Source organism: Alcanivorax sp. HI0044 (assembly GCF_001634945.1).
Window position 1 is genome coordinate 1 of sequence record NZ_LWEZ01000886.1, and the last position, 12,088, is coordinate 12,088.

Genomic DNA, 12,088 nt, shown 5'->3' on the forward strand with positions numbered 1-12,088 from the left:
GCTGTTGTGTCTTGTCTCGATGGTCAGGGTGGTTCCCTTTCCGAGAGGCAAGGCGCAGCAGATGGGCGCTCCAGGCCGCGCCCTTCGGGTCTTTCAGGCTGGCCCGCACTCGTTGTTGTACTTTTTCGATGGATGGACATACACCTTCAAAAGCGCGCCTAGATTGCGAACCAGCCTGAAAGACTGAGCATGCAAGGAGTTATTCAGAGGCTCCTTGAGGCATAGCCGGGCAACAGCATTAACAGGGCATCCAGGCGATGGTAAAACCGCCGCGCCACCCGGCTCATGGCAAACAGGCCGGCGAGCAAGCACACCAGCACCATCGCCAAAACGGTCACCAGGTCCGCCACCGCAATCCCGCCAATCGACTCCAGAGGCACAAAGCGCTGCACCGGCGCCGCCAGGCGCGACATAAGATCAAACGCCTTGCCAAACACCACCATGAGCACAACAACCGGGATAAGAAACGCCACCCCGCCAATCAAGGTTGCCTTGAGAAAATGCATCCATTCATCCTCATTCTGAATGACTTCTGGATAGCATATTAATGGCGGAGGGACTAGCGAGGAGGGGGCTCACTGAAACGAAGAAGAGGGGCCACGCGTGCAGCCCCGTAAGTTGTATCGACCTGATTTACGGCCCGCCTGGATCAATATCCTCACCAAACATGATCCGGTGACCATCCGGTGTGGCTACACCAAACTCACGCAATCCCCAGGGCTTATCTGCAATCTCCTGAAAAATATCAGCGCCACGCTTTTGATAATCCTGGTAAAGGTCGTCGATGCTCTCACAATTCACATAGGCGAAATACGAATGCTCGTTGGTATCACCGGCAGACATTTCGTCCGGGCAATGGCCTACCATTACATGAAAACCGCCCAGGCTAAGAAAAGACCAGCCGTCCACACGAAAACGGACGGAAAATCCAAGCTTGTCCAGAAAGTAGTTTTCCGTGATTTCGAGATCCCTGACTGCCAGCACATGCTGGGTTGCTTTTACTTTGAACACCGGTGATTCCTTTCTTGGGTTTACTTGCAGGCATAACGCTACGCGCTCACGCGCTTGTCGCGTGGATTGCATTGCTATGTCGCTTGGACCAAAATATACCAATTATTGGTACTACCGAGGTGGCATCATGCAAAAGAATACCAGCATCACTTTAGGCCAACATTTTGATGCGTTCATTGCAGAACAGCTCAAAAATGGCCGATACAGCTCAACCAGCGAGGTCGTTCGTGCCGCATTACGCCTGCTTGAAGAGTCTGAAACCCGCCTGACTACACTTCGTAAACTGCTCAAGGAAGGCGAGGACAGTGGTTTCGAAGACTACTCCTATGACTCGTTTATTCGTGAACTGGACAATGAAGGGCGCTGATGCCAAGTTTCAGGCTTTCCAGGAAGGCCAAAGCTGACCTCAAATCTATTGCCCTATACACGGAGCGTGAATGGGGCCGGGATCAACGAAACCACTATCTTCTCCAGTTCGACCAATGCTTCCACCTTCTGGCCGATAATCCGAACTTGGGGCAAGCTTGCGATGAGATAAGTCCGGGCTACCGACAGTACCCTCAGGGGAGCCACATCATATTTTATCGTCTAGCCACCGAGGGAATTGTTGAAATTATCCGCATCCTACACAAACGCATGTTGCCTGAGGGGCATTTGCTTTAGGGCATAACGTCCAGTGCCGGCGCAGCCAGCCCGGAGCGCATTTTGTGTTAATGTTTGAGCGCCAGCGAGTAACACAAAAGGTGCGTAGCGCTGGCCACTGCTTGTTAGGCTGATGGACCTCAAGACTCCGTATAGTGGTTCATGATTTCCTCAGCCTTACGCTCTGAGATCACACCGAAAAGTACACTTGCGTCTAAGTAAGAAAGAAAATACTGAACCTCTAAAGAAACGCCTTCCGGCTCCATATCCCGATTCATGTCATCTCTGACGATTTCTTCAATCTCTGAAATGACATTTTCTATAACCGACGCTTTTGATATACCTCGATTTTTTGCTGCATCTTTTGTGGCACAAATTGCAATCTTAAGCACCTCAGAAGTTTCTGTAGATTGCTTTTCAACCACGCCGCCATAGCTATTATTTTCCATGGCAACGGTAATTTCTTCTAACCAGTGTTTATTTTTTCTTGGCACTTTCATTGATTTTTAATTGATCATAGCGCTTGCAGCATGCGCGCCTACGGAATGGAGCCGAAGGCGCAATGTAGTAGGCGTCGCCGTGCCTGCACTTGTTATGCAAGCATGCGTCATGCGGCCAAATTCCAGGCCGATACAGCCAGCATAGCCAGCAAGACCAAGGCTCCGGTCATGAAGAGTGGCAGCCTCACTGGTATATAGTTTGAAGTCACATGCACGTATGCGTGGGCGTACCTGCTCACGACGAAGAGCCACGCCAGAAATACTGCGACAGATCCGGCAGCGTTGATACTATATAGAACGAAACAGAGAACGTAGAAAAGAACCGGAATCTCAAACTGATTGGCAATGTTGTTGGAAACTTTGACGACATTTTCCGGCCACACTCGGTTGTCGAGAGCCGCTTGTTGTCGATTGACCTTGCCGGCTTTCACCGCGCCCGCTTTCCTTGCCCCAAGAATGATAAACATCACTAAGGTCAGAAAGACCTGTGCCAGAACAGGCCAAAAAATATGACTAGAACTCATCCGTGACTCCAAATTTTATGTGCATAACGCCCGGTGCAGCGGGCAAATTGGAGCGAGGAAGGAGCGGAAATTTGATCCGCCTGCCACCGCTTGTTAGGAGCTATAACGCCCACCGTTTCTCCGCTAATGATGGATGGGGACACCCCTTCATTTTTGAATGGAGTCGATTAATCAGCCACCGCAGACCAAAGAACAGAGCACCGGAAATAGCGAGGACAATAACTTTAATCAAAAGAAGGGCCATGAACTTCCCGATATCCACACCAGAGGTTCCATTTGAAAGCAACCACACTATCGACTGGACTACATGTAGAGCCTGCAAAGCAAATACAAAACCACAAAACCCTCGAATAACTCGAAGCACAAAATACATATACCCTCCTAACGCCCGGAGCAGGCGACCATTTGAAGCGCAGCGAAAAATGGGTCGCGCTGCCTGCGATTGTTATATGCGACATTAATCTTTGTGGCGTGTGATTTCATGAAACTCCATACACTCGTAAGCTTTAGCATAAAGAGTACACACCTCAGTCCATTGGTGGTTTCGGAAAAACGCCAAGACTATGCTCTTTACAGTTTGATACCCAATGCCAAACCTATCTCTCAATTCCATTTCAAAAGCTTGCCAATTTACCTCTTCCTCCGCCTCGACCATGCTGTCATATTTTTCAAAAATATCGTGCGCTGAATCTAAGTCAGATTCATCCCAGTTCATATGAATCACGAGGCTAGGTATAGGATTTTCACGAGAATCCAACGTTTCCCCAATTAGGTTGATGTGAAATTTGATTTTGTTGAGCTCACTTTCAAGGTCAGTCATTTTCGTCTCCGTACTCCAAACTATTCACTCTCTCACTACACATTGATATCGAGTCTTGAATTATTGTGTGCATGTCAGACACACACTGCCGCTTTTCGTTCTCATCCTCAGTGTTCTGGAACTGTCGTAATTTTTGTTGAGACTGTAAGATTTGGGTTCTTAGATCTGAGTCCGGGCCGTTTAAGTGAATTAAATTTACGGCCTTATCAATATATGACTGAATCGCATCAGTTATGGTCAATATGCTTTTTCCACGATTCAACTGCTGCACTTGAGAGAGAAGTTTTCGTCCTTCATCTTGCGCCCTCTTTAACAACTCCGCGACTTCCGACAAGTGGAGCTTTCTGAGGTCAAAAGCGATCTGATCCCTATAGGATTTAACTTTCGACGCCTGCCAAACTGTGACACCAGTGCCGATAGCAGTCAGCACAGTACCCGCAATTGTAATTATCATCTCCAAATTAAATTCCTCGAGGTTTGAGGTTTACCCTCTGCGAGCATATAACAGGTATTAGGAAGCCGGCTCGAATATCCAATGAACGCGCCGGCTTCATATCACGGTTTATCAATTTGCATATTGAAAGATAAAACCAGAAAAGTCAGCAAGTTACAAACCAGCCTCCCAGCGCATTATTCAATATGTTGACTTCTTCATTTCTCTAACTCAATAATGCTGTCCATATGTACAGCTAAGTTACAGGAGTCAGCCCATGCACAAGGAGCGTGCAGGCCGCCCCAGGCTTCGTGAGCAGTTTCGCGAGGCGATCAGGGTGCGCCATTACAGTCATCGTACCGAGAAAACCTACTGGTACTGGATTCGCTATTTCATACGCTTTCACAAGTTACGCCATCCTGCCGAGATGGCCGAACGAGAGGTATCTCTCTTCCTAACCTGGCTTGCAACAAGCCGAAATGTGGCTGCTGCCACTCAAAATCAGGCGCTAAATGCTCTGGTTTTCCTGTATCGACATGTGATTCATCAGCCTCTGGGAGAGGTGGAGAACATCAGTCGCGCCAAGCGCCCCGCCAAACTCCCGGTAGTGTTGTCCCATTCTGAAGCTTTATCCGTAATTGAACTCTTGCCGCCCCCCCACCGATTGATTATTTCTCTGATCTACGGCTCCGGCATGCGCGTGACAGAAGTTGCCCGGCTGCGCATTAAGGACATTGATTTCAGCAACAAGACAATCACTGTCCGGGACGGCAAGGGAGGAAAGGATCGCACAACGCTGCTGCCTGACCCCCTATCTCCTGTTTTGAACAGGATTATCAAAGCAACAACAAGCAGAATTAATAAAACACCGGCCCAGAAAAGAACACCAGTTTCCATGCCTGCTGCCCTGTCGCGCAAATACCCGTTTGCCAATATTTCCTCTCAGTGGCACTGGATATTTCCATCCTCAAACGTTTGTCAGGACAGAGAGGGAAATTGGGTACGTCATCACATCCATGTATCTGCTGTTCAAAAGGCGGTTCGCCAAGCCGTTCGTGATACGGGGATCAACAAGCCTGCGACCTCCCATACCTTCCGCCACTCTTTTGCCACACAGTTGTTGCTCAACGGTACCGATATTCGCACGGTCCAGGAGTTGCTTGGCCATAGTGATCTAAATACCACCCAGATTTATACCCACGTGCTCGGCCAAGGCTTCGCTGGCGTCATGAGCCCGCTTGGGCGGGGCTGAGGCGATCCGCTTTGTGTTTTATACTTCCGACTCCCGACTTCAGACGTCCGACCGCTCTTCACGCATAAAAAAACCCGGCTTTCGCCGGGTTTTAATCGCTTCAGACATGTTGCGTGTTGCGTGCTGCGTCTCTTATTCGCTCCAGGTCAGGTCCAGTTCCCTTGCCGCCTTCACATCATCCAGGCGACGCACCGGCTGGGTGAAGGGTGCTTCTTTCACCCTATCCGGTTCGTTGCGCGCTTCTTCCAGGATGGCGGCCATGGCCTCCACGAATTCGTCCAGCGCTTCCTTGCTTTCGGTTTCGGTGGGCTCGATAAGGAAGCACTCCGGCACCAGCAGCGGGAAGTAGGTGGTGGGTGCGTGCTGGTTGTAGTCCAGCAGGCGCTTGGCGATATCCATGGCGGTGACGCCCAGCTCTTTCGCTTCTTTTGCGAAAGTGAGGATGAACTCGTGGCTGGCGCGACGATCCGGGTAGGCGGCGGTGCAGCCCACCGCTTCCAGTCGCTTGAGCAGATAGTTGGCGGCCAGGGTGGAGAATTCGCCCACGCGGATCATGCCTTCGCGGCCCAGTGAACGAGCGTAGAAATAGGCACGCAGCAGCACCCCGGCGTTACCCATAAAGGCACTGAGGTGACCGATGCTGGTGTCCAGAGTGTCGGTGTCGATCCAGTGATAGCTGCCATCATCACGCTGGCCGGCCATGGGGGTGGGCAGGTAAGGCAACAGACGCTCGGAGACACCCACCGGGCCAGCACCGGGACCACCGCCGCCATGGGGGGTGGCGAAGGTCTTGTGCAGGTTCATGTGGATCACGTCGAAACCCATGTCACCGGGACGAACTTTACCGAGGATGGCATTCAGGTTGGCGCCATCGTAATAAAGCAGTCCACCGGCTTCGTGGACGGCTTTGGCGATGTCTTCAATCTGCCGTTCGAACACGCCACAAGTAGACGGGTTGGTCATCATCAGGCCAGCGGTCTGCGGACCGCAGGCAGCCTTGAGCGCTTCCAGGTCCACGTCGCCATCCGGGCCGACCGGCACTTCACGGACCTTGTAGCCACACATGACGGCGGTGGCCGGGTTAGTGCCGTGGGCGGCGTTGGGGATCAGGATTTCAGTACGCTGATCGTCGCCGCGTGCATCGTGGTAGGCACGGATCATGGCCACGCCGGCAAACTCACCCTGGGCCCCGGCCATGGGGGCGAGGGATACGCCCTTCATGCCGGTGACTTCTTTCAAGAAGTTCTGCAGTTCGAACATGCAGCTGAGGAAACCCTGGCTGTGGCTTTCCGGCGCCAGCGGGTGGCGGTTCAAAAAGCCCGGCAGCATGGCGGCACGGTTGGCTCCACGGGGATTGTACTTCATGGTGCACGAGCCCAGCGGATAGAACTGTTTGTCGATGGCGAAGTTCTTGGCTGAAAGGTTGGTGTAGTGGCGCACCACCTGCATCTCGGACACTTCCGGCAGCCCCGGTTTTTCCTTGCGGCGCAGGTGCGCAGGAATGGCGGACAACTTGTCCTCCGCCAGCGCCTTGGGCGCTTGGGAAGTGGCGCTACGGCCCGGGTGAGACAGTTGGAAAATCAGTTGTGTCTCGCTCATGCCAGCACCTCCTTCAGCGCCGCTGCAAACAAATCCAGATCACCTTCGCTGTGCACTTCGGTGGCGTTCACCAAAATCGCGCTGGCCATGTCGTAGTCTTTCGCCAGGCTCACACCGCCCAGCACGTCTTTCTCGGCCAGCGCCGCCAGCACCTGATCCGCCGGCTTGGGTAAAGTCAGCACCACCTCGTGGAAGGTGGGCGCGGTGAAGGCACGCTCTACACCGTCGATGGCGGTGAGCTTGTCGGCCAGTGCCTGGGTGTTGGCATGGCAGTGGGCCGCCACATTGCCGAGGCCATCCGGCCCCAGCAGGGAGGTATAAATGGTCGCCGCCGTCATGGCCAGGCCCTGGTTGGTACAGATGTTACTGGTGGCCTTGGAGCGGCGGATGTGTTGTTCGCGGGCCTGCAATGTCAGGGTGAAACCCTGCTTGCCTTCCATATCCACGGTGCGGCCGATGATACGGCCCGGCATTTGCCGAACGTGTTTTTGCTTGCAGCACATGAAGCCGAAGTACGGGCCACCGGAGGACAACGGCACACCCAGCGGCTGCCCTTCACCCACAACGATATCCGCACCTTCTGTGCCCCATTCACCGGGAGGCGTCAGCAGCGCGAGAGAGGTCGGGTTCACCACACCGATAACCAGCATCTTGTTGGCATGGGCCCAATCGGTGAGCGCATCCACGTCTTCCAGCGAACCAAAGAAGTTGGGCTGGCTGATCACCAGTGCGGCAAAATCTTCACCCTCATAGGGCTTGAGCATCTCCAGTGGGGTCTGGCCGCCGGCGGCATCGAATTCCACCATCTCCAGTGCCACGTCCTGGTTTTCCACGATGGCGCGGGTGGCGCTGGTGTAGCGCGGGTTCAAGGCGGTGGGGACCAGCACCTTGCGGGACTTGCTCTTGCGGTTGGCACGCAGGCTCATCAGCACGGCTTCGGCCAGGCCGGAGGCGCCGTCATAGACGGAAGCGTTGCTCACGTCCATGCCGGTGAGGCGAGTCATCAGAGTCTGGAATTCGTAGATCACCTGCAGGGTGCCCTGGCTGGCCTCTGCTTGGTACGGGGTGTAAGCCGTGTAGAACTCACCGCGAGTCGCAATCTCCCATACCGCCGCCGGAATGTGGTGCTGGTAGGCACCGGCCCCGATAAAGCTCACCGCGCCAGCGTCCTGGGCGGCGCGCTCGCTCATCAGGCGGGTCACTTCCATTTCGCTCAGGCCTTCAGGCAAGGCATCCAGCTTGCCAGCGGCTTTCAGGTGCGCAGGAATCTCATCGAACAAATCTTCGATGCTGTCGGCGCCAATGGCGACGAGCATGGCACGAACGTCATCGGGGGTATGGGGGATGTAGGGCATTGGGGCTACCTGATGGTTTGGGTGTTGGCTGTCAGGCCACGGTATTCTGACACCGGCCTGACGCTTGACGCCGAACGCCTGACGCTAAGCGAGAACCCAAAGCGTCGTGCGTCCGGCGTCTGGCATCCGGCTGCGAAAACGGCTACGCCGTTATTCGCTATCGATCTGCGCCTGGTACTGGTCGGCGGTGAGCAGGTTGTCCAGCTCGCCTTCGTCGGTCAGCTGCACTTTGAACAACCAGCCGCCTTCATAGGGAACGTTGTTGACCAGTTCCGGCTCATCTTCCAGTGCTTCGTTGATCTCAACGATTTCACCGGACACCGGGCTGTAAATGTCGGAGGCCGCTTTCACGGATTCCACCACACCGGTTTCATCACCGGCGGCTACCACCTGGCCCACTTCCGGCAGTTCCACATAGACCAGATCGCCCATGGCATCCTGAGCGTGGTCACTGATACCAACGGTGGCAACACCGTCTTCTACCTTGGCCCATTCGTGGCTGGCGGCATAACGCAGCTCGGCTGGAATCTCGCTCATTGTTTTCTCCTGTTAAGAGTCGCTTGCACGCGACACGCTTCACGCATGCACGCTGAAATAGTAAATGTGTTTTCGCAGGAGCTTGCTTGCAAGCGAATTCCCCCGAGGGTACCGCGAGCAGGTTCGCTTACAAGCAAGCTCCTACAGCAGGTTTCGATTACCGTTGTGGAACTTACAGCTCTTTGTACACGACCTCGCCATTACGCACGAACGGCGGCTTGACCACCTGGGCGACCTGGCGCTTGTTGCGGATCTCCACATCCACCTTGCCGGTCGCCCCTGCCGGCAACCGCGCCAGGGCGATGGATTTGCCCAGTGTGGGCGAGAAGGTACCGCTGGTGATTTCCCCTTCTTCGCCATTGGGCATCAGTACTTTCTGGTGGGCGCGCAACACGCCCTTGCCTTCCAGGATCAGGCCCACCTGCTCGGCGTGGCCGTTTTCCTGCTGGTTGAGCAGTGGCTGGCGACCGATGAATTCGCGGTCGTTGAGCATCACCGTCCAGCCCATGTTGGCTTCCCACGGCGTGATGGTGTTGTCCATGTCGTTGCCGTAAAGGTTCAACCCCGCTTCCAGGCGCAGGGTGTCACGGGCACCCAGGCCGATGGGGGCAACGCCGGCGGCCAGCAACTGGCCCCACAGGGTCACGGCATCCGCGTTGGGCAGCATGATTTCCACGCCGTCTTCGCCGGTGTAGCCGGTGCGGGCGATCATCCAGTCACCGTCCTGCGCGAAGGCAAAAATTTTCAGGCTGCTGACCGCCTCGGCACGGGCGCCGCTGAGCAGGCCGGCAAGGATCTCGCGGGCCTTCGGCCCCTGAATCGCCAGCATGGCCAGTTCCGGGCGCTCGTGAATATCCACGGCAAAACCGCCGGCCTGCTTTTCCATCCAGTCCAGGTCGGTCTCACGGGTCGCGCAATTTACCACCAGTCGGTAGCCATTGTCCTGTTTATAGACGATAAGGTCGTCGATCACGCCGCCATTGTCGTTAAGCATGCCGGTGTACAGGGCGCGGCCCGGATCAATGCGGTCCACGTCGTTGGCCAGCAGCTGGCGCAGGTAATCACGGGCACCGGCGCCGGCAATATCCACCACGGTCATGTGGGAGACATCGAACACGCCGGCATTTTGACGCACGGCGTGATGCTCTTCGATCTGGGAGCCATAATTGATCGGCATATCCCAGCCGCCGAAGTCCACCATCTTGCCGCCAGCAGCGAGATGGGCGTCGTATAAAGCTGTGCGGTGAGCCATAAAAAGCACCATGGAACGAGTGAGTGGGGAATTATATCGACACGGGGCCGGGCGGCATAGGCTGGGCCGGGAATCCGTATCCACAAAAAAGCCGGCCCGCAGGCCGGCTTGACTATCACCGTCAGGGACGGTGGCGTTACTGCGGTTTCTTGATGGACCCGCTCTGGAAGGTAAGGTTCACCCCACCCGCCGGGATCTGCAGGTCGATGGTGGCCAGGGCCCCACCAATACGCACGTCGATGTTCTGCTCCGCCAGGCTCAGCAAGCCAATGACCAGACGGCCATCGGGGAGGAAATCCACCGGACCGGACAACTGGAGATCATCCAGCGGGTAGCTGTGCAGGTTGAACGGCAGCCCCAACGGCGCTTCCATTTCCGGGGCGTCGAGCAACAGGTCCAGCGTGGTATCGAACATCAGCTGGTCTTCAGCGGCGTCATAGCGGATCCAGCCGGTTAGCGGCTGGGTGCGATTGCCGCTGCCATCGTCGGCATAACGGGCACGCATGACCAACGGCTCGGTGGGCACGTTCGGGCTGACCAGGCCGGCAATCTGTGCGTAGACGTCGGTGTTGGTTGTCATCAACACAGGCGGGTACAGCGTTACCTCTACCGCCTGCTCAGCGTCGTTCCAGCCCACAATATCCGCGTTGATACCGCCGTTGAGATAGGTGAATTTATCCGCCGGGCAGGTGTCGTTGATATTGCAGCCAATATTTGCCGCCGTGGCGATCCCGCCGGTGTCCAGCACCGCCAGCTTGGCGGCATTGGTCGGGGTGGGATACTGGCCGCTGCCCGGTGGCACTTCCTGGGCCTTGGTTTCGCTGTCGTCGAGCAGGAAGTTGGCATTCACATCGGCCTTGGGCAGGTTGCGCAGCGGCAGCAGCACATTGTCGGTGGCCGCGGCGCCAGTGAAGGCAATCGCCATATCCGGCCCACCCTTGTCCGCATCCGGCCCCAGTAACTGGGCGGTCTGCAGCGGCATGTCATCTTGCGAACAAATCACCTCACCGGCACAACCGGCCTGCTCGTGGGACGCCAGCACATAGCGGTAAAGCGTGCCGTCTTCCCAGGGCTGTTGCGGGGTAATGGTCAGTTTGCGGGCCTCCATGCTCAGGTGAGCGGGCACCGCTTCCAGGCAGTTGCCGGCGGTGTCGATTTTCTCTACCCGTACACTGCCTTGTCCGCAGGTGCTGCCCAGCACCATGCTGTCGGCCGCCATGTTGCGGGAGAACTGCACTTCGATGGCACGGTTGGCGGGCATGGTGGGCACCGGCAGCAGATCACCGGCCTGATCCTGGTAGGCACTGGCGCACTCACCCTGAATACCGTTGCCCAGGTCTTCGCTGCCGGGATCAATGGCGCAGCCATATCCGGGGTACACCGTGGTGGTGTAGGGCGTGCGCGGGCTGTTGGTGGTGGCATCCACCATGGTGAAATCGAGGGTTTCCGGGTTTGCCGGGTTGCCGCTCAGGTCCTGCACGCCATCGGTAAACGCCACCTGATAGTCGCTGCCGAAGGCCAGCGGATCGTCCGGTGTCAGCACCAGGGACGCACCGTCGAGACGCCACTGGAAGGGCACCTGGGCCCCCTGTTCGGTGAGGCTCACGGTGGTGCCCGGGATGATGGTGTCCTGGTTCGGAGTTTCATCGAAGTTCAACACCACCGGGTCGCCAGGGCGGAAACGGTCGGCGTAATCACCGGGCTGCCAGCTTTGCAGGCTGGGGCCAGTGATATCCACCTCCGGTTCCGGTGCATTAACCTGGTCGGCGTAGGATTCCATGTGGAAGCTGAGCACGCCGTAGGCGGTTTCGATGCCCAGCACTTCCGGCTCAATCACCCCGATAGCGTCAATCACCATGCGCCCGTTTTCAACAATGGCGCGCCCCACCAACTCGACCTGCAACAGCGTCTGGGTGAAGGCGCCGTTGGCGCGGGAGTCAGCCGTGGAGAAGGCCAGATCCAGGGTCAGCTGCACCCGCCGTGGCGCTTCCGGGGCCGCACTGTACGGTGCCGGCGACAAATAGCCGGAGGCATCGGACAGGAAGCTGACAGTGACATCACCGGAATCAAACCCCGCCGGCAGCTGGCCGCCAATCAGTACTTCCAGTGGCTCCCCGCTAAGCAGCGAGCCCTTGCTGATACGCAGCGGCGTGGCATCCGGGT

General features: G+C 56.3%; 14 protein-coding genes. 3 read left to right on the top strand and 11 right to left on the bottom strand.

All coding sequences use genetic code 11. The features are described from left to right. Positions 1–203: 203 nt before the first annotated feature. Together A3730_RS10500 and A3730_RS10505 are read right to left on the bottom strand one after the other, a co-directional pair. The gene (locus A3730_RS10500; protein ID WP_197468601.1) at positions 204–506 is read right to left on the bottom strand and encodes a hypothetical protein; all 303 of its coding nucleotides are present in this window, start codon (positions 504–506) and stop codon (positions 204–206) included. Between the two features lie 127 nt (positions 507–633). Next, complete coding sequence (locus tag A3730_RS10505; RefSeq protein ID WP_063519515.1) at positions 634–1,011, bottom strand: VOC family protein; 378 nt, start codon at positions 1,009–1,011, stop codon at positions 634–636. Between the two features lie 127 nt (positions 1,012–1,138). Between A3730_RS10505 and A3730_RS10510 the strand changes: the two genes are divergently transcribed. Together A3730_RS10510 and A3730_RS10515 are read left to right on the top strand one after the other, a co-directional pair. Continuing rightward, on the top strand, positions 1,139–1,378 hold the full coding sequence (locus tag A3730_RS10510) for a type II toxin-antitoxin system ParD family antitoxin (protein ID WP_012140687.1): 240 nt from the start codon (positions 1,139–1,141) through the stop codon (positions 1,376–1,378). Then, a complete protein-coding gene (locus tag A3730_RS10515) occupies positions 1,378–1,674 on the top strand; it encodes a type II toxin-antitoxin system RelE/ParE family toxin (RefSeq protein WP_063519514.1) in 297 nt (98 codons plus the stop codon). Before A3730_RS10510 ends, A3730_RS10515 begins: the two co-directional genes overlap by 1 nt. A 119-nt stretch (positions 1,675–1,793) precedes the next feature. On the opposite strand, the gene A3730_RS10520 is transcribed toward A3730_RS10515, so the two are convergent. The 4 genes from A3730_RS10520 to A3730_RS10535 all read right to left on the bottom strand — a co-directional run bounded on the left by A3730_RS10520 (position 1,794) and on the right by A3730_RS10535 (position 3,497). Continuing rightward, positions 1,794–2,153 carry a hypothetical protein gene (locus A3730_RS10520; RefSeq protein WP_063519513.1) on the bottom strand — a complete coding sequence of 120 codons (360 nt, stop codon included), beginning with the start codon at positions 2,151–2,153 and terminating at the stop codon, positions 1,794–1,796. A 107-nt stretch (positions 2,154–2,260) separates the two neighbouring features. Next, positions 2,261–2,677 (bottom strand): MAPEG family protein, encoded by a 417-nt coding sequence (locus A3730_RS10525; RefSeq protein WP_063519512.1) that lies wholly within the window; start codon positions 2,675–2,677, stop codon positions 2,261–2,263. Between the two features lie 100 nt (positions 2,678–2,777). Next, positions 2,778–3,050, bottom strand: a complete 273-nt coding sequence (locus tag A3730_RS10530; RefSeq protein ID WP_063519511.1) for a hypothetical protein — start codon at positions 3,048–3,050, stop codon at positions 2,778–2,780. 84 nt (positions 3,051–3,134) lie between these two features. Beyond that, the gene (locus A3730_RS10535; RefSeq protein ID WP_063519081.1) at positions 3,135–3,497 is read right to left on the bottom strand and encodes a hypothetical protein; all 363 of its coding nucleotides are present in this window, start codon (positions 3,495–3,497) and stop codon (positions 3,135–3,137) included. A 710-nt stretch (positions 3,498–4,207) separates the two neighbouring features. Between A3730_RS10535 and A3730_RS10545 the strand changes: the two genes are divergently transcribed. Continuing rightward, positions 4,208–5,182 carry an integron integrase gene (locus A3730_RS10545; RefSeq protein ID WP_063519509.1) on the top strand — a complete coding sequence of 325 codons (975 nt, stop codon included), beginning with the start codon at positions 4,208–4,210 and terminating at the stop codon, positions 5,180–5,182. A 132-nt stretch (positions 5,183–5,314) separates the two neighbouring features. On the opposite strand, the gene gcvPB is transcribed toward A3730_RS10545, so the two are convergent. The 5 genes from gcvPB to A3730_RS10570 form a co-directional block, all read right to left on the bottom strand. Next, positions 5,315–6,781, bottom strand: coding sequence for an aminomethyl-transferring glycine dehydrogenase subunit GcvPB (gene gcvPB / locus A3730_RS10550; protein ID WP_063519508.1), 1,467 nt, complete (start codon positions 6,779–6,781; stop codon positions 5,315–5,317). Beyond that, complete coding sequence (gene gcvPA / locus A3730_RS10555; protein ID WP_063519507.1) at positions 6,778–8,136, bottom strand: aminomethyl-transferring glycine dehydrogenase subunit GcvPA; 1,359 nt, start codon at positions 8,134–8,136, stop codon at positions 6,778–6,780. Before gcvPA ends, gcvPB begins: the two co-directional genes overlap by 4 nt. Positions 8,137–8,286: 150 nt before the next feature. Continuing rightward, positions 8,287–8,673: a glycine cleavage system protein GcvH gene (gene gcvH / locus A3730_RS10560; protein WP_063519506.1), complete on the bottom strand. Its 387-nt coding sequence runs from the start codon at positions 8,671–8,673 to the stop codon at positions 8,287–8,289. A gap of 172 nt (positions 8,674–8,845) precedes the next feature. Next, positions 8,846–9,925: a glycine cleavage system aminomethyltransferase GcvT gene (gene gcvT, locus A3730_RS10565; RefSeq protein WP_063519505.1), complete on the bottom strand. Its 1,080-nt coding sequence runs from the start codon at positions 9,923–9,925 to the stop codon at positions 8,846–8,848. Between the two features lie 136 nt (positions 9,926–10,061). Continuing rightward, positions 10,062–12,088, bottom strand: a 2,027-nt coding sequence (locus tag A3730_RS10570) for an Ig-like domain-containing protein (protein WP_063538035.1), incomplete at its 5' end; no start/stop codon positions are given.